The sequence below is a fragment of the Haladaptatus sp. ZSTT2 genome (genome assembly GCF_037081775.1).
Classification (GTDB): domain Archaea; phylum Halobacteriota; class Halobacteria; order Halobacteriales; family Halococcaceae; genus QDMS2.
In genome coordinates, this window is the sequence record NZ_JBAMHQ010000001.1 from 1,565,227 (window position 1) to 1,582,207 (window position 16,981).

Annotated in this window: 15 protein-coding genes; 12 read left to right on the forward strand and 3 right to left on the reverse strand. The window is 61.3% G+C overall.

What is annotated here, in order from left to right; all coding sequences use genetic code 11:
• Nucleotides 1-270: 270 nt before the first annotated feature.
• From V5N13_RS08535 to V5N13_RS08585, 11 genes are all read left to right on the forward strand, one after another.
• Nucleotides 271-2,094: an ABC transporter substrate-binding protein gene (locus V5N13_RS08535; RefSeq protein ID WP_332897484.1), complete on the forward strand. Its 1,824-nt coding sequence runs from the start codon at nucleotides 271-273 to the stop codon at nucleotides 2,092-2,094.
• 149 nt (nucleotides 2,095-2,243) lie between these two features.
• Nucleotides 2,244-3,275: an ABC transporter permease gene (locus V5N13_RS08540; RefSeq protein WP_332897485.1), complete on the forward strand. Its 1,032-nt coding sequence runs from the start codon at nucleotides 2,244-2,246 to the stop codon at nucleotides 3,273-3,275.
• 2 nt (nucleotides 3,276-3,277) lie between these two features.
• Complete coding sequence (locus V5N13_RS08545) at nucleotides 3,278-4,756, forward strand: ABC transporter permease (RefSeq protein ID WP_336360424.1); 1,479 nt, start codon at nucleotides 3,278-3,280, stop codon at nucleotides 4,754-4,756.
• Nucleotides 4,753-5,835: an ABC transporter ATP-binding protein gene (locus V5N13_RS08550; protein ID WP_336360425.1), complete on the forward strand. Its 1,083-nt coding sequence runs from the start codon at nucleotides 4,753-4,755 to the stop codon at nucleotides 5,833-5,835. Before V5N13_RS08545 ends, V5N13_RS08550 begins: the two co-directional genes overlap by 4 nt.
• Entirely contained in the window at nucleotides 5,832-7,217 is a 1,386-nt protein-coding gene (locus V5N13_RS08555) for an ABC transporter ATP-binding protein (RefSeq protein WP_336360426.1), read from the forward strand. Before V5N13_RS08550 ends, V5N13_RS08555 begins: the two co-directional genes overlap by 4 nt.
• Nucleotides 7,214-7,609 carry a DUF7555 family protein gene (locus tag V5N13_RS08560; RefSeq protein ID WP_336360427.1) on the forward strand — a complete coding sequence of 132 codons (396 nt, stop codon included), beginning with the start codon at nucleotides 7,214-7,216 and terminating at the stop codon, nucleotides 7,607-7,609. Before V5N13_RS08555 ends, V5N13_RS08560 begins: the two co-directional genes overlap by 4 nt.
• 40 nt (nucleotides 7,610-7,649) lie before the next feature.
• Complete coding sequence (locus tag V5N13_RS08565) at nucleotides 7,650-8,273, forward strand: DUF7529 family protein (protein WP_336360428.1); 624 nt, start codon at nucleotides 7,650-7,652, stop codon at nucleotides 8,271-8,273.
• 148 nt (nucleotides 8,274-8,421) lie between these two features.
• Entirely contained in the window at nucleotides 8,422-9,273 is an 852-nt protein-coding gene (locus V5N13_RS08570) for a CBS domain-containing protein (protein WP_336360429.1), read from the forward strand.
• Nucleotides 9,270-11,009, forward strand: a complete 1,740-nt coding sequence (gene glyS / locus V5N13_RS08575; RefSeq protein ID WP_336360430.1) for a glycine--tRNA ligase — start codon at nucleotides 9,270-9,272, stop codon at nucleotides 11,007-11,009. The genes V5N13_RS08570 and glyS overlap by 4 nt, the downstream gene beginning before the upstream one ends.
• On the forward strand, nucleotides 11,009-11,605 hold the full coding sequence (locus V5N13_RS08580) for a diacylglycerol/polyprenol kinase family protein (protein WP_336360431.1): 597 nt from the start codon (nucleotides 11,009-11,011) through the stop codon (nucleotides 11,603-11,605). The genes glyS and V5N13_RS08580 overlap by 1 nt, the downstream gene beginning before the upstream one ends.
• A gap of 41 nt (nucleotides 11,606-11,646) precedes the next feature.
• Nucleotides 11,647-12,111 carry a hypothetical protein gene (locus tag V5N13_RS08585; protein ID WP_336360432.1) on the forward strand — a complete coding sequence of 155 codons (465 nt, stop codon included), beginning with the start codon at nucleotides 11,647-11,649 and terminating at the stop codon, nucleotides 12,109-12,111.
• Here the strand turns inward: V5N13_RS08585 and V5N13_RS08590 are convergent.
• Both V5N13_RS08590 and V5N13_RS08595 read right to left on the reverse strand, forming a co-directional pair.
• Nucleotides 12,073-13,275, reverse strand: coding sequence for a cation:proton antiporter (locus V5N13_RS08590; RefSeq protein WP_336360433.1), 1,203 nt, complete (start codon nucleotides 13,273-13,275; stop codon nucleotides 12,073-12,075). The genes V5N13_RS08585 and V5N13_RS08590 overlap by 39 nt on opposite strands.
• 1 nt (nucleotide 13,276) lies before the next feature.
• Nucleotides 13,277-13,765, reverse strand: a complete 489-nt coding sequence (locus V5N13_RS08595) for a cation:proton antiporter regulatory subunit (protein ID WP_336360434.1) — start codon at nucleotides 13,763-13,765, stop codon at nucleotides 13,277-13,279.
• Nucleotides 13,766-13,858: 93 nt separating this feature from the next.
• On the opposite strand from V5N13_RS08595, the gene V5N13_RS08600 reads away from it, so the two are divergent.
• Complete coding sequence (locus V5N13_RS08600; protein ID WP_336360435.1) at nucleotides 13,859-16,282, forward strand: DEAD/DEAH box helicase; 2,424 nt, start codon at nucleotides 13,859-13,861, stop codon at nucleotides 16,280-16,282.
• Here the strand turns inward: V5N13_RS08600 and V5N13_RS08605 are convergent.
• The gene (locus V5N13_RS08605; RefSeq protein WP_336360436.1) at nucleotides 16,279-16,899 is read right to left on the reverse strand and encodes an Sjogren's syndrome/scleroderma autoantigen 1 family protein; all 621 of its coding nucleotides are present in this window, start codon (nucleotides 16,897-16,899) and stop codon (nucleotides 16,279-16,281) included. The two genes, V5N13_RS08600 and V5N13_RS08605, sit on opposite strands and share 4 nt — an antisense overlap.
• Between the last annotated feature and the right edge of the window lie 82 nt (nucleotides 16,900-16,981).

Consider the following 16,981-nt stretch of genomic DNA (forward strand, 5'->3'; position numbering starts at 1 on the left):
GAGTGTCACGGGGCTATCGCCATCATCTTTTACGATTAATCGACGGGGTTCTTAGCGCACGCGCGGACGGGTGAACTGTCTACTTTCAGGAGGTAGCGATAGGTGAAGTGCAAATTTTACCCTACGACAGGTATATTCCCAAAAAGCGTTAAGACAAATCTGTGCTGAATGCCATGTCAAAGTATACCAAAACCGTGCTACCGGACGGCATGGGACGCCACAACGAAACAGCGGTAAATTTATCGGGTAACAAAGGAAAGGAGCAGATGGATGACAGACAGTAACAGCCTCAACCGACGTCGCTTCCTGCAAGCGACGGGTGCAGCTGCGACCGCGATGGCACTTGCCGGATGTACCGGCGGTGGCGGTGACGAAGAAACGACGACCACCGGCGGCGAGACCACCGACGGCGGCGACACGACGACGACGGAGGAGATGGAGGCCCAGACGGGTGGAACCCTCAACCTCATCAACTCCACGATGACGACGCTCGACCCAATCAAGGCCACAGACACGGCGTCGGGCCGCGTCATTCGTCAGATCTTCGACAACCTCATGATCTACCCGAACGGGGAGACGGCGGTTGTCCAGAGCCTCGCAGAAGACTATACCACGAACGACGACTTCACGCAGTATACGTTCACGCTCAAAGACGCCACGTACCACGACGGGTCGCAGGTCACAGCGGCTGACTTCGTCTACTCCTGGGAGCGCCTCGCGGCCTCCGAGAACTCGCGGCGTACCTACTTCATTCTCGACTCGCTCGGCATGGTCCACGAGACCGACTCCGACGATGCCTACGTGCCCGGCTCGATTTCCGCGGAAGCGACGAGCGACACCGAACTCACCTTCGAGCTTGAGCAGGCATTCGCGTCCACCCTCGCGATGCTCGCCTACACCTCCTTCGCCTGCATTCCAGAAGGCATCGTTGGCGACATCGAGGGCTACGACGGTGAGATGGAACACAGCGAATTCGCAACGAGCAACCCAATCGGCTGTGGGCCGTTCAAGTTCGGCAACTGGGACCAGGGTTCGAACGCCTCGGTCACGCGCTACGAGGACTACCACGGCGAGAAGGCCTACCTCGACAGCGTCAACTGGGAAATCATCGAAGACGACAACGCGGCGTACGAGTGGTCGATGGACAAGAAGTCCGACTTCCTCTCCATTCCGACCCCACAGTACGACCCCGGCCTCGTCTCCGTTGACAACACCGACGACCTCGGCCGCGACATCGGTACCTACGGTCCCGTCCGCAACGGCGAGACGGTCAACTACGTCCGCGTGCCAGAGATTTCGACCTTCTACTTCGGCTTCAACACGGCAAGCGTGCCAAAGCCAGTCCGTCAGGCAGTCGCCTACGTGACCAACCAGAAAGAGTTCGCAGAGCAGGTGTTCAAGAGCCGCGTCGCACCGGCGTACCACCTCACGCCACCGCTCATCTACCCAGGTGCAGGGAACGCGTACAACACCCACGCAGAAGAGAGCTACCCGTACGGCTACAACCAAGCAGACGTACAGGGCGCACAGCAGGTCATGGAAGAAGCCGGCTACGGCGAGGACAACCGCTACAGCCTGACCTTCACCCACTACACCTCCGAGACGTGGAGCCAGATTGCAGAGATCCTCCAGGGTCGTCTCGGCGCAGCCTACATCGACCTCGAAATCGAGCAGGCAGAGTTCGCCGCGATGCTCGAGCGCGGTCGCAACGGCAACTTAGAAGCCTACACCCTCGGCTGGATCGCTGACTGGCCGGGTGCAGACAACTTCCTGCAGCTCATCTACCCACCACGCACGGACACCTCCCAAGAGGGGCCACTCTCCTACACGAACTGGAGCGGCACCGAGGCGTCCGACCGCGCAGAAGAAGCCTTCCAGCGCGTCCTCGACAACCGCGCCCCAACGGAAGAAGCAGAGCAAATCCGTAACGAAGCGTACGTCGAGATGGAAGAAGCAAACTGGGAGGACGTCGTGTTCGTCAACACGTTCCACAACCTCCGCGAGCGCTTCTACTACAACAACGTTCACGTGCCAGTGTTCGGTGGCATGGGGACCTCGCGTCAGATGCTTAACCGCACCTGGAAAGAACAGTAATTTCTACCCGCTCGTTTCCGTTTTTTCGCACTGCTGAACGCTGTTAGCGTGCTTCGGGAACGAAAGAGATAATTGCCGTAACAGGTAACCACACAATAGCCTACAGCATTAATTATGACTTATACACAACGACACGGGGGTGACCAATCGTGAGTCGCTGGAGCTACTTCCTCCGGCGGGTGCTGCTCGCGATTCCTATCCTCGTGTTCTCGACCTCCATCACCTTCCTGATTATCCGGGTAGGGCCGGTCGACCCGGTCGCGTCGATTCTCGGGCCGACAGGATCTGCAGAAGCATACCACGAAATTGCCGTCCGCCTCGGCCTCGAAACAGTAAGCGGTGAGCCAGTGCCCATCTGGGAACAGTACTTCCAGTTCCTCTGGGACCTGTTCACCTTCAACCTCGGGCAGTCCTGGGTCATCAGCCCTGACACCACCGTCTACCAAGTCATCGCCACGCGTGCGCCGCGCACCATCTGGCTCGGCTTCTGGTCGGTCCTGATTGCCATCTTCATTGGCATCCCGCTCGGTTTTTACGCCGGACTCCACCCAAACACCTGGAGCGACTACATCGCCTCGTTCGGAGGGATTGTCTGGCGGGCAATGCCGAACTTCTGGCTCGCCGTGATTCTGGTGAGTCTGCTCACCCAGTCACAGAAGGTTCTGTTCGGCTTCAACTGGAGTGCGTGGATCGTCGAAACGAACATCATTCGCTCTCCTGAACTCACGAACCTCTCAGACCCGAGCCGACTGCTCGCGGCGGTCAAACAGATTATGCCCGCCGCGCTGGTGCTCGGGTCGTCTTCGATGGGTAACGAGATGCGTATTGGCCGGACGGCGGTGTTAGAGACCATCAACTCGAACTACGTCGAGACAGCGCGTGCAAAGGGACTGCCCCGGCGCGCAATCGTCTGGAAGCACGTGTTCAGAAACGCGCTCATCCCGCTCGTCCCCATCATCACGGGTGAGGCGTTCTTGCTCATCGGTGGTTCCGTGCTCGTCGAAACCGTCTTCGCCATCAACGGGATTGGCAAGCTATTCTTCGACGCGACCGTCCAAGGCGACCTCCCACTCGTGGGGTCGCTCATGTACATCTTCATCCTGCTTACGCTCTCTGTGAACATCCTGCAGGACTTCCTGTACACCGTCATCGACCCACGAGTCGGCTACGATAACAACTAACAATGAGCCAAAACAGTGTAACAGAAGACGTACCGCTTCTCCAGCGTATCAGGGAGAACCCGCGTCCTGCACTCATCTGGGGTTCCATCATGGCACTCCTGTTCGTGCTCGAATTCGGGGCGGTTGCGACGACCGTGCTCGGGTTCATCTCGTCGGTGATCGCTGCGATTCCGGGCGGTACCGGCGCGTCGCTCGCTGCCGCATTCAAAGATGCCTCGGCCAGTGCCGCACAGATTCCAACGCTCACCTCGCGGGAACTCATCCCGAATCAAGGCTATCAGGAATCGGCAAACGGTCCGTGGGTGAACACCTTCCTCGGGCTCGAACCCAAGTGGGCGTGGCTCATCCGCGTGTTGCTCACCTACACCTACGCCTTCACGTTCCTCGCGTGGGTGCTCGTCGGATACAAGGTGTTCCGCGACAACTACCGCTACGCAGACTGGACGCCACGCGACGACGTGGTGCGCCGGATGAAAAACCACCGGTGGGGCCAGTTCGGCTTCATCATCGTGTTCCTGTTCGTGATTATGGCGGTGTTCGCGCCAACGCTCGGCCCAACGACGTTCGACGAGAACATTGACCGCCCATACGAAAATCAGTTCAAGTACTTCAACGAAGACACCCAGTCCGTCCAAGAGGCGTTCGTCGGTGACGCGAACCTGATGACCGCCTCGCGCGGGGCGGGGAGTACGAACATCCAGCCGTGGCAGTACGACGAATACGGCAGGTTCCATCCGTTTGGCACCATGCCAACACCCGGACAGGACTTGTTTACCTTCATGGTACACGGGGCGCGGGTGTCGCTGTTTATCGGCCTCGTCTCCATCAGCCTGAGTACGTTCCTCGCGGCTGGCTTTGGCCTGCTCACGGCGTACTACAAGGGGCTGGTTGACCTCGCAACGGTTGTGGCGAGCGACTCCATCATGAGTCTGCCACAACTGCTCATCCTCATCTTGCTCTCGGTGGTGTTCCAAGACCACTGGCTGTCGAGCATCTACAACGGCGGCTTGCTGATTGCGCTCATCTTCGCCGGGACGGGCTGGCCGTTCCTCTGGCGCGCGATCCGCGGGCCTGCGTTCCAGGTCTCAGAACAAGAGTGGGTTGACGCCGCCCGCAGCTACGGGCAGCGCTCGACCGTGACGATGAAAAAACACATGCTGCCGTACATCCTCGGCTACCTGCTCATCTACGGCTCGATGACGCTCGGTGGCATCATCATCGGCACCTCTGCGCTGTCGTTCCTCGGGCTTGGCATCTCGCCGCCAACCCCTGAATGGGGCAGCGCCATCAGCGCCGGACAGAACTACGTGACCACCGATGCGTGGCACGTCTCGCTCATCCCGGGCCTGCTCATCGTGCTCGTCGTGACCGCGTTCAACGCGCTCGGTGACGGCATCCGCGACTCACTCGACCCCAAAAGTGGTGTTGGTGACGAGACGGGCGGTGAGGCTGCTGCCGCCGCCGGAGGTGGTGGTGGATGAGTTCCATGGACGAACTCGAACAGTCCACCCAGCGAGAGACGGGCGAGCCCGTCCTCGACGTCAACAACCTGCGGACGGCGTTCTTCACTGACAAGGAGGTCATCCGCGCGGTCGACGGCATCAGCTTCGACATCCGCGAAGGCGAAACCGTCGGCATCGTCGGTGAGTCCGGTTCCGGGAAGTCGGTGACCGCCCGCTCGATTATGGGTATCGTCGACTCACCCGGCCGAATCTTAGACGGGTCGTCGATTCGCTTCAAGGGCGAAGAGCTGGTTGGGAAAACCGAGGCCGAGTACCGCAAGATTCGCGGGCCCGGCATCTCGATGATTTTCCAAGACCCGCTCACCTCGCTCAACCCGGTGTACACCGTCGGGAACCAGATCAAGGAAGTGCTTCGCCTCCACCGCGGCCTGCGCGGCCACGAGGCGACCGAAGAGGCTGTCCGCCTGCTCGAAGCCGTGAGCATTCCGGACGCCCGCCGTCGCGTTGACGAGTACCCTCACCAGTTCTCCGGGGGGATGCGCCAGCGTGCGGTCATCGCGATGGCACTGGCGAGCAAGCCAGAGCTCATCATCGCAGACGAGCCAACCACGGCGCTCGACGTGACGATTCAGGCCCAGATTCTCGAACTCTTAGAGGAGATTCAAGAAGAACGCGGCCTCTCTATCATGTTCATCACCCACGACATGGGTGTCATCGCGGAGATTGCAGACCGCGTGAACGTGATGTACGCGGGCGAGATCATCGAGTCCGCACCGGTCGAAGAGCTGTTTGGCGACCCCAAACACCCCTACACCGAGGGGCTGCTCGAAAGCATTCCGGGCCGCCATCCGGGCGAAGATCGGCTTCGCACCATCAAAGGCGAGGTGCCGACGCCGAACGAACCAGCGACCTACTGTCGGTTCGCACCCCGCTGCCCGAAGGCGTTCGATGAGTGTAACTCGGTCCACCCGGTGTCGGTCCCGATTCACGAATCGGCAGACAACCACACCGCCGCCTGTCTCCTGTATCCCGAGGACGGGACGCGGGAGGACGCAGTCGAAACCCACCGCGCGCGAAGCGAGGTGTATGAACAATGAGCAGTGAAACCGCAAGTGAGTTCGAGACGACCGTCGCAACGGGCCAGACGCTGGTCGAGGTTAACGAATTAAAGACCTACTATGAGAGCAGCGGGCTGTTCAGTGGGAACCCCGTCAAAGCAGTTGACGGCGTCAACTTCGAAATCAAGAAAGGCGAAACGCTCGGTCTCGTCGGCGAGTCCGGCTGTGGGAAGACCACGCTTGGCCGCACGCTCGTTCGCTTAGAGAAGGCGACCGGTGGCGAGGTCAAGTACAAGGGCACGGACATCACGAAGCTGTCTGGCTCCGACCTGAAAAACTGGCGGCGCAACGCCCAGATTGTCTTCCAAGACCCAGAGTCCAGCCTCAACGACCGTATGACGGTCGGGGAGATCATCCGCGAGCCACTCGACGTACACGAGATTGGCACGCCCCGCGACCGCCGGGATAAGGTGCGAAACCTGCTCGAAACCGTTGGCCTGCGCGAGGAGCACTACTTCCGCTATCCCCACCAGTTCTCCGGTGGCCAGCGCCAGCGCATCGGCATCGCCCGCGCGCTCGCGCTCGAACCGGAGTTCGTCGTACTCGACGAACCGGTCTCGGCGCTTGACGTATCTGTGCAGGCGAAGATTCTGAACCTGCTCGAAGACCTCCAAGAGGAGTTCGGGCTGACGTATCTGTTCATCGCCCACGACCTCTCTGTGGTGCGTCACATCTGTGACCGAACCGCGGTGATGTATCTCGGACACATCATGGAGATTGGCGACACAGAAGAGCTGTTCACCGACCCAGCGAATCCGTACACGCTCTCGTTGCTGTCTGCGATTCCAGACCCGAATCCGACGGTCGAACGCGAGCGCATCACGCTCCGTGGGACGCCACCCAGCCCGCGTGACCCACCGAAGGGCTGTCCGTTCAGCACGCGGTGTCCGACGAAGATTCGCCCGCCGAAGTACGAAGACATAGACGATGAGGTGTGGGGTGGCATCGAGTTGCTCCGCGAAATCGTCCGCGAGCGCACGCGCGCAGACAAGTCGATTGGTGAGCGTGCCCGCGAAGTCCTCGGCATGGAGACGCGGTTTTCGAACATCGAGGACATAAACCGCGAGGTGTTTGGCGACCTCGAGGTTCCCGCGGAGATTCGCACCCACCTCACCGAAGCGGAGGAACTCGTCGCAAGCGGCAATGAGAAAGACGCCGCTGCCTACCTTCGCGCGGAGTTCGGCAGCATCTGTGACGGCGTCGTCCCCGAAGACGCACAGCGCGCAAACGGCGACGCAGACATCATCAAACCCGAACAGCTTTCGGTGAGCGAGTCGGGCCGCCTGAGCCTGTGTCATCGCCACAAAGCCGAGTATCAGGAACCGTCTGAGTACTTAGACGAACACATCTTCGCTCGATGAGCACCGAGCCGTCACTGCGAACCCAGCAAGCGGTCGATGCGCTGGTGTACGTCGGTGCGGTGACGCTCGTCCTCTTCTCGATTTCTGCGCTCGTGAGCTTCGGCGTCGGCGGCGGCTGGCCGGGCGTGAAGAACATGCTGTTCGTGCTCGGCTTTCTCGCCTTCGGCGTCGCCGCCTTCCAGTTGCGGCCAAGCGCGCCGTGGAAAGACGAGAGCGATACGAGTCGGGATGAAACGCCCTTCGAACGGCTGACCTACCGCGTGCCGCCGCTCAAAGGGACGACCCTGCCGGTAAACGACCGGATGCGGGGGTCGACAAAGCTGTTTCTCGCAAGCCTCCTGACGCTTCTCGTCTCGCTCGTGATGGAGTTTGGCTTGGGGATTGGTGCCTAGAGTCAACAACTTTTACCGGGAGTAGCGGTCTAGAGCGAGTATGCCCGAACACGGAGACGACCAACAGGAGTACGCAGACCGGCTGGCCCAGGACGCAGACGTGCTGAAAAACGGCTGGACGGCCACCATCGACGAGATGAAAGCCATGGCCGCAGAGTACGAAGACCAGGGCTGGAACGCGTACTACGTCGCCGCGGGTCACACCGCGACCGAGCCACCAGACGCCGGGCCAAAAGGTCGCTTCGGTCTCGTCCACGTCATCCCCGGCAACTACGCAGACGACTTCGTCGAAACGTTCGAAGCAGGCGAGTTCTCGACCTACGACGTGTTCCGCAAGGAGATGGACGGCCACGTGTTTTTCGTCACCAAACTGCTCGATGAACCCTCGAAAAATGCCATCTTCATCGCCGGGCAGTACGAACTCTGGAATGCGGGCAACCTCGTCTCCCACGCGATGGAAGCAGGCGAAATCTACACCCACGTCCAGAAACTCGACGGCACGATGCTCGGCTCGTTCAAACACGACGACCCGGCCAAGTTCTTCCCGCACGCAGAAGACTTCAAACAGCACTACGGCGCGATGGGCGACCAACAACCGGACGTGAGCGGAAGGGCCGTAAGCGCGGAGGAAGTCGAAGCGATGCAAGAGCAGTCTGAAGAATAAGGGTTCCAGCGGAAACGAGGGGGTTTCGGGATTTTTAGTCGTCGTGGCAGGTGGACGTGACAGTTATCCCGTCGCGTTCGTTTCGTGGGTGTGGCCTGCATGCCCAAGGTGGAAGTACTTAGTACCTGCATGGCGCAAGTAACAGACAATGAAAGTCTCTGATGCGATGACGCCGCGTGACTCGCTCGTGACGGTGGAGTTACCCGGCACGCGAGATGACGTGCTCGAATATCTCCAGGAGCGCAAGTTTTCCTCGGTGCCGGTCATCAAGCAGACCGATGACGGCGAGGAGTTTCGCGGTCTCGTCTCGCGTGAAGCCCTGATTACAGACCCGGACGAAGACCAGCTTGCACTGCTCGTCGAAGAAGTGCCGACGACGCAGGCAGACGCCGACATCACCGACGTTGCCGAGTTGATGATTGCAGAAGGCGCCCGCCGCATCCCCGTCGTGGACGGCCAGCTTGAGGGCATCGTCACCGTGACCGACGTGGTTCGCGCCATTGCCGCTGGTGACGCCCCCGGTGAGATGGAGGTCGGCGAGCTTTACGAATACCGCGTCAACACCGTGTTTTCGGGTTCGCCGCTGCGTGTCTGTGAGCGCGAACTGTCCTACGCCGACGAAGCCTACGGTATCGTCCTCGACGACGAGGCCGAGGTCGCGGGTATCATCACCGAAGTGGACATCCTGAACGTCGCACGCGTGGTCGAAGGCGAGGACGGCACGGGCGACTCCATCGCCAATGAGGACGACGAGTGGATGTGGGAGGGCATCAAGGCGACGGGCAACCGCTATCTGCCGACCCGCAACGTCGAACTGCCAAGCGGCCCGGTCAGCGAGTTCATGAGCGACGACCTGAAAACGATTGGCCGCCGGCGCACCGCACAGGACGCAGCGAAGCTGATGCGCAACGAAGACATCGAACAGATTCCGGTCATGAGCGGCGACGAGCTCATCGGCATCGTCCGCGACATGGACCTCCTCATCGCCTGTCTCCAATGAGCTCTGACGCAGAACGACTCTCGGAACTCGCAAAGCGCCGCGGCTTCTACTTCCCCGCTTCGGGTGCCTACGGCGGCGTCGCCGGCTTCTACGTCTACGGCCCGCAGGGTGCGGCATTAAAGCGCAACCTCGAAGACACCTGGCGCGACCAGTTCGTCGTCAAAGAGGGCCACGAGGAAATCGACGCACCGACCATCATGCCCGAACCGGTGTTCGAAGCCTCCGGCCACTTAGATGGGTTCGACGACATGATCGTCGAATGCCCTGAGTGTGGCGAGAGTCACCGCGCAGACCACCTCGTCGAGGACAACACGGACATCGAGGAAGCAGAGAGCTACTCGCCCGAAGAGGTTGCAGAACTGATTGCTGAATACGACCTCGAATGCCCGTCGTGTCACGCGAAACTCGCGGGCACCGAAGTGTCAGAGTTCAACCTCATGTTCGGCACGAACATCGGTCCCGGTTCGTCGTCGCCGGGCTACCTGCGCCCCGAGACGGCACAGGGTATCTTCGTGGAGTTCCCCCGTCTCAAAGAGTACGCCCGCAACACGCTTCCGTTCGGCGTCGCGCAGATTGGCACGGCCTACCGCAACGAGATAAGTCCCCGGCGCGGCCTGATTCGCGTGCGTGAGTTCACGCAGGCGGAACTCGAACACTTCATCGACCCCGAAGCGGACGAGCCACCGCTCCACCGCGTCGCGGACGTGGAAGTGACGCTCTATCCGGCGGCCCAGCAGCAAGCAGACGGCCAGGAGTACGTGACCATGACCATCGGCGACGCCGTCGAACAGGGCGTCATCGAGAGCGCGTGGGTTGGCTACTACCTCGGCGTCGCCGCGGGCTGGTACGAGCGCATCGGCGTAGACATGGACCGGTTCCGGTACCGTCAGCACCTCGCGGGCGAGCGCGCCCACTACGCGAGCGACTGTTGGGACGCAGAAGCCGAGTTGGACGGCAACTGGGTCGAAATCACCGGGTTCGCCTACCGAGGCGACTACGACCTCTCGCACCACGGCGCGCACTCGGGCGAAGAGTTCACCATCTTCAAGCAGTACGACGAGCCGAAGACGGTCGAACGCGCCGTTGTCGAACCCGACATGGCCTATCTCGGTCCTGAGTACGGCTCTGCGGCTGGTCAGATTGTCGAAGAACTCGAAGCGCTCGCCGCCCGCGACCGTTCGGCGTTCGACGGCGACGACGTAACGGTCGAAGTCGATGGTGAAGCGTACACCATTCCCGTCGAGAAAACCGGGTTCGCCGTCGAAGAACAGACCGAGTCGGGCGAGCACATCACGCCCCACGTCGTCGAACCGTCGTTCGGCGTGGGTCGCATCGTCCACACCGTCCTCGAACACGCGATGACCGAGGACGAAGTCGATGGCGAGGAGCGAACGTTCCTCAAACTCGTCCCCGAACTCGCGCCGACGAACGTCGCCGTCTTCCCGCTGATGGACCGCGACGGCATGGGCGAACAGGCCCACGAAATCGCAGACACCCTCCGTCAGTACGGCCTGTCCGCTGCGTACGACGATTCCGGTAACATCGGTCGCCGGTATCGCAGACAGGACGAAATCGGCACGCCGTTTTGCGTGACCGTGGACTACGAATCGCTCGAAGACGGCACGGTGACCGTCCGTGAACGCGACACGACCGCCCAGGCCCGCGTCGCCATTGCCGATCTCCCCGAACTCCTGCTCGCGCTCCGCGCAGGCGACCGTTCGTTTGACGACCTCTGATGGACGACGAAATCGAACGCCGACTCATCCACGCCTCGGGCATTTTCGCCCCCCTCTCGTACTGGCTAGGCGTGCTCACCTGGCAGCAGTTGGGCTACGCTCTCGTCGCCGGGTCGGTGGTCGTGTTGTTTCTTGAAATCGTCCGCCTCATCGTCGGCCTCGACTGGAAAATCTACGACGACCTGACCCGCGAGTACGAGAAGGACAATTTGGCAGGATATGCGCTCTACGTCTGGGGCGTCACCGCGGTTGCGCTCGTGTTCGAACCGCGGATTGCGATTCCCGCCATGTTGATGCTCTCGATTGGCGACCCCATCAGCGGGATTCTCGGCTCCGGTGAACTCCGGGCTGCCAAACAGGCGTACGTCCTGCTCGCGATGTTCGGCGTCTGTCTGTTCATCGCGGTGTGGTCGGTTCCGTTTCTCGTCGCCGTCTGCGGCGCGCTCGCCGCAACCATCGCAGACGGCGTGAAACCCGTCATCGCGGGGTACGTCATCGACGACAACCTCACGATTCCACTCGGCTCTGCGGTGACGATGTACCTCGCGCTCACCTACCTGCCGAGTGCGGTGCAGAATCTGTCGTTCCTGCTCTGAAAGCAGTAATCTTCTTGTGAAGGCGGTGAAATTTGTCGGCTATGACCACCCCGAAAACGCGACGCTCTGCGCTGAAAGCGGTAGCGACGGGTGTGCTCGCGGCGACAGCGGGCTGTCTCAACCTCGAAGGCATCGAAGGCGGCAAGTTAACCGTCCGGTGGGCCGACGACCCGCCGGAAGACGCGACCGTGGTGGCGATGGCAGACGAGCGCGTCTCCGAGGTCGTCATCCTCCAGTCAACGCTCCAGCGCGTCTCAGCAGAGAATCCCCAAGAGATGGTCACGCTGAATCGCGGCCAGTACGCCGAAATGACCGACGCGCTCTCCGAGGTGCCACGCTACGACGGCACGGCGGCTGGCTACTATCTGCGCCGTGACGAACAGGTGTATCGACTCAACTACAGCCCGTTCTGTACGAGCGTGCCGGGTGTCGAATCGCGGAAAAACGGGCGGTGTGTGGTCGGTTCCTCAGACAGCAACCCCGAGCCATCGCTCGACCGTCTTTGAATAGCGCATCGCCATCGTCCCCAAGATGCTCATGACGAGCACGTAGCCGACGCCAATCGCGGGAATCGTCTCGCTCAACACGAGCGACCCCCCGGCCGTGGCGGCGATGGCAGCGACGACGAGCGAAAACTCGCCGCGGGCAATCATGGCGAGTGAGACACGAATCGACCGACGACGACCGAGATTGTATCGCTGGCCGCTCACGTAGCCCGAGAGCAGTTTGCTCGCAGTGGTCAAGACGACGAGCACGAGCACGGGCACAGCGACCGTCGCCAAGAGCCGAGGGTCGGTGCCGAGCCCAATCGAGAAGAAGAACACGGCGGCGTAGAGGTCGCGCTCGGAGGAGATGATGCGTTCGATGCGGTGGGCGTGGGAGGTCGTGCCGAACGCCGCGCCGATGAAGAAGGCGGCGACTGCTTCGCTCACGCCGAAAGCGAGGGCAAGCCCGCCGGCGAAAACGATAGCACCCACCACGCGGAGCAAGAACAATTCGGACGATTGTACGTCGAGCAGGCGTTCGACGAGCGGCTGGCCGCGAGCAGCGAGGGCGACGAGCACGACGAGGAACGCCCCAGACCGCGCGAGCGACGCGCCGATGGAGGCGAGGCCGCCGTCACCGAACGCGAGGGCGGTGAGGATGGCGAGATAGACGGCGAGGATGATGTCTTCGAAGACGAGCACGCCGAGGATGGTTTCGCTCTCGGGGTCTGCAATCCACCCGAGGTCGACGAGCGTTTTCGTGATAATCGCACTCGAAGACGCGTAGACGATTCCTGCGAGGAAGAACGTCTCAAGCAGCGAGAAGCCAAGGGCGAACCCGGCGACGATGCCGATACCGAAGTTCACGACGAAATCGACGCCACCGGCGATACCGAGCTTGCGACCCGCCTGTATCAGCCGGTCGAAGCTGAATTCGAGGCCGATGAAAAAGAGCAAGAAGACGATTCCGAGTTCCGCGAGCAGGCTGATGAACTCCCGCGTCTCGATGAGCGTGAGCGACTGGCCCGCGATATCGGGCGCGAAGGGGCCGATGAGGATGCCAAAGAGGATGTAGGCGGGAATCACCGACTGGCCGAACCGGCTTGCGACGCTGCCACCGATGGCGAGGACGGCGAACACGACGCCTGCTTCGAGGAGGAGGTTTCCGGCTGACGCAGCCGCCATCTTAAGCCCCGGCCGAGAGGAGTTGGTTGAGCGCGGTGACCTGTTCGCGCGTGCCGAGGGCGACGAGGTAGTCGCCGGGTTCGATGGTCGTCGTCTCGGGGTCGGGGTTCGGGATGGTGTCCTCTGCGCGTTGGATGGCGATGACGGAGGCCCCGGTGTGCGCGCGGATGCCGGAATCGGCGAGCGTGGTTCCGGCGAGTGGCGAGTTCTCGGGAACCGCTTCCCAGTTGATGATGGCGTTTCCGAGCGGGACAGAGAGGTTTTCGACGGCCACGGATTCGAAGTACGCGCCTTCGAGAATCGCACCGAAGTGGCGGGCGCGCTGGCTGTCTAAGTCGAACAGCTTTTGGCTGTCTGCATCCTGATTCGGTCGGTAGAACACCTCTCGTCGGCCGTCGTGGTGGATGAGGGTGATGAGTCGCGCCCCACCACTGAGTTCGAGTTCGAACTTTCGCCCCACGCCCGGGATATCAGATTCGTAAACCGTCATACGAGAGCCTTCGCAGGAGAGACCAATAAGCAGTCGGCCACTTTCACCCCGCTACACGAACCCTTAACCGGCGGCACGGCAAATTTTCTGGAAATGGCGGCGACCGACCAGCAAGCCTACGTAGACCACCCATTGCTCCGACCGTCGGTCATTGAGCGCCGACTCTACCAAATCGAACTCGCCGGTGACGCCCAATCCGGCCACACGCTCGTGTGTCTGCCAACCGGCCTCGGGAAGACCACCGTGAGCCTGCTCGTCACCGCCCAACGCCTCCACCAGCACGGCGGTAAGTCCGTGTTGCTCGCACCGACGAAGCCACTGGTGCAACAACACGCCGAGTTCTACCGGATGGCCCTCGACATTCCCGACGAAGAAATCGTCGTGTTCACGGGCGAGGTTCGCCCGGACGACCGCGTCTCCCTCTGGCAGGATGCGACGATTATCATTGCAACCCCACAGGTCATTGAAAACGACCTCGTCGGCAGTCGGATTTCACTCGCCGACGTGACCCACCTCACCTTCGACGAGTGCCACCGCGCGACCGGCGACTACGCCTACTGCTACATCGCAGAGCGGTATCACGCCGACGCAGAGGAGCCGCTCGTGACGGGGATGAGCGCGTCGCCGGGTGGCGATGCTGAGGAGATTCTCACCGTCTGCCAGAACCTCGGCCTCTCGAACGTGGCGGTCAAAGGCGAGGGCGATTCTGACGTAGACGAGTACACCCACGACACGGAAGTCGAGTGGAAGAACGTCCAAGTGCCGAAGGAAATCCTCGAAATCCGCGACGGGATGAACGAGATTGTCAAAGACCGGCTTGAGAAACTGAAACAACTTGGCGTCCTGAAGTCCGCGCGCGTAGACATCTCGCGAAAGGAACTGTTCGCCGCCCAGCGCGAACTCCAGAAACTCATCCGCAACGACCAGTCTGAGGGGTACAAAGGGATGAGCGTCCACGCCGAGGTGATGAAGCTGAAACACGCCGTCGAGGTCGTCGAATCCCAAGGCGTCGAATCACTCATCGCCTACTTCGAGCGCCTGCGCAACGAAGCGCGTTCGTCAGGCGCATCGAAGGCTAGTCAGCGACTCGTCTCAGAACCAAAGATTCGCGAAGCGATGCGGAAAGCCCGCGAGTACGACGGTCTCCACCCGAAGCTCTCCCAGACGCGGATGCTGATAGCAGAGACGCTCGGCATCAAAGACGGCGAGCGCGTCATCGTGTTCACCGAGTACCGCGACACCGCAGAGACGCTCGTGGAGTTCCTCTCCGCTCACTTTTCGGTGCGGAAGTTCGTCGGGCAGGGCGATCGCGAAGGCTCCGACGGGATGACCCAAAAAGAGCAACAAGAGACGCTCGACGCCTTCCGCAGCGGCGAGTTCGAAGTGCTCGTTTCTACCTCCGTTGCAGAAGAGGGGCTTGACGTGCCCGAGGTCGATTTGGTGCTGTTCTACGAACCCGTCCCGAAGGGGATTCGCTCGATTCAGCGCAAAGGGCGGACCGGCCGACAGGCCGAGGGTCGTGTCGTCGTCCTCATCGCCAAGAACACGCGCGACGAGGCGTTTTTCTGGAAATCCCGCCAGGAAGAGTCGAAGATGCAAGACGAGTTGCAGAAGCTGAAAGGGATTGTCGCGGACTTAGAGACGGAACTCGGCCAGCACGCCCTGAGCGAGTTTGCGAGCGCGGAAACCGGGACAGAGAGCGCGGCGGTGAAAGCCGAGACCAACGGCGGGAGCGAGTCGAAAAAGAACGTCCAACCGGCGCTCACGGATTTTGCGGAGGCGAAAAAAGAGAAAGGAGAGAGCGAAGCCGACGACCCCGAGAAGGACGTGCCGCGGGCGGGCGGCGTCGAAGACGAGGACACCATCGAAATCGTCGCAGACCAGCGCGAACTCGACTCGACCATCGCCCGCGACCTCTCGAAGCGCGACGGCGTGAAAATTCGCTTAGAGACGCTCGAAGTCGGTGACTACGTACTCTCAGACCGTGTCGTCGTCGAGCGCAAATCGGTCTCTGACTTCCTCGATACGCTCACCGGAGGCGACCGCTCGATGTTCGAGCAGGTGGGCGACGCGGCGCGCTACTACGGCCGCCCCGTCGTCATCATCGAAGGCGAGAACCTCTACGGCGAGCGCAACGTCCACCCGAACGCGATTCGCGGCGCGCTCGCGTCGCTCGCCATCGATTTCGGCGCGAGCGTGTTGCGAACTGAAGACCAGAAAGACACGGCTGACCTGCTCCAAGTGATTGCCTCGCGCGAGCAGAAAACCGACCAGCGCGAAGTGAGCGTCCACGGCAAGAAGACGAAGAAAACGCTCACCGAACAACAGGAGTACGTCGTCGCGTCGATTGCGGACATCGGCCCCGTGACCGCGCGGGCGTTGCTGGCTGACTTCGGGACGGTCGAAGCCGTGATGGAAGCCACCGAGGAGGAGTTGATGGAAGTGAAGGGTGTTGGCAAGGTGACGGCGGAACGGATTCGAGAAGTGGTGGGCAGCGACTACTCGAAGAAGAACTAACGGCTCGCTTTTTTGACGGCGGCAAGGGCGTCTGCGGCTTCGTGGGCGGCTTCAAGGTACTCTTTCGTGCGCCCAACGTCGTCTTCCTGTTCTGCAGCAGTCGTGAGTTTGGTGAGCGTGCGGACGAGCGACTGCTGGGCTTGGCTGAGGTCTGCAGACTGCGTGGACGGTGAATTTCGCTGTGCGGGCTGTGTAGGCACGCGCGCGATTTCGGTCGCTTGCTCGTCGAGGTCGTCCATCGCGGAGTCGGCCGCTTGTGTGGCGGCTTCGAGTTCGTCTGCCTTTGCCTCGGTGGCCGCCTGTTCGACCGGGTGTTCGCCGTTTTCGGCCTCTTGTGGGGCGGGTTGCGGTTGGGACTGCTGTGTTTGCTGTGCCTGTTGGGCTTGCTGTGCCTGCGCGTCGCTTGCCTCCTGTCTGTTGCCCTCGCAAGTCGCACAGAACTCCTGGCCCTGATAGCGGAAGATGGGGTCGCCACAGGTGTCACAGTGTTTGTTGGTCATGGTCGCGCCCTTGAGCAACAGCTCGCTCATGCGCTCGGTCTCTTTGCGATTCGCTTCATCCTTCTTGAACTGTTCGCGGAGGCGTTGGCGTTCTGCCTCTTTGTCGAACCCACTCATATCTGAGTGCACGCACGCAATCTCAAAAAGGCCTCCGGCGAAGTTTGCGGCGACATTTTCCCGCAAGTAGGCCACGGTTTCG

Coding starts and splice junctions, on each gene's coding strand:
- V5N13_RS08535 (WP_332897484.1), top strand. CDS start 271: ATGACAGACAGTAACAGCCTCAACCGACGTCGCTTCCTGCAAGCGACG.
- V5N13_RS08545 (WP_336360424.1), top strand. CDS start 3,278: ATGAGCCAAAACAGTGTAACAGAAGACGTACCGCTTCTCCAGCGTATC.
- V5N13_RS08550 (WP_336360425.1), top strand. CDS start 4,753: ATGAGTTCCATGGACGAACTCGAACAGTCCACCCAGCGAGAGACGGGC.
- V5N13_RS08555 (WP_336360426.1), top strand. CDS start 5,832: ATGAGCAGTGAAACCGCAAGTGAGTTCGAGACGACCGTCGCAACGGGC.
- V5N13_RS08560 (WP_336360427.1), top strand. CDS start 7,214: ATGAGCACCGAGCCGTCACTGCGAACCCAGCAAGCGGTCGATGCGCTG.
- V5N13_RS08565 (WP_336360428.1), top strand. CDS start 7,650: ATGCCCGAACACGGAGACGACCAACAGGAGTACGCAGACCGGCTGGCC.
- V5N13_RS08570 (WP_336360429.1), top strand. CDS start 8,422: ATGAAAGTCTCTGATGCGATGACGCCGCGTGACTCGCTCGTGACGGTG.
- glyS (WP_336360430.1), top strand. CDS start 9,270: ATGAGCTCTGACGCAGAACGACTCTCGGAACTCGCAAAGCGCCGCGGC.
- V5N13_RS08580 (WP_336360431.1), top strand. CDS start 11,009: ATGGACGACGAAATCGAACGCCGACTCATCCACGCCTCGGGCATTTTC.
- V5N13_RS08585 (WP_336360432.1), top strand. CDS start 11,647: ATGACCACCCCGAAAACGCGACGCTCTGCGCTGAAAGCGGTAGCGACG.
- V5N13_RS08590 (WP_336360433.1), bottom strand. CDS start 13,275: ATGGCGGCTGCGTCAGCCGGAAACCTCCTCCTCGAAGCAGGCGTCGTG.
- V5N13_RS08595 (WP_336360434.1), bottom strand. CDS start 13,765: ATGACGGTTTACGAATCTGATATCCCGGGCGTGGGGCGAAAGTTCGAA.
- V5N13_RS08600 (WP_336360435.1), top strand. CDS start 13,859: ATGGCGGCGACCGACCAGCAAGCCTACGTAGACCACCCATTGCTCCGA.
- V5N13_RS08605 (WP_336360436.1), bottom strand. CDS start 16,899: ATGAGTGGGTTCGACAAAGAGGCAGAACGCCAACGCCTCCGCGAACAG.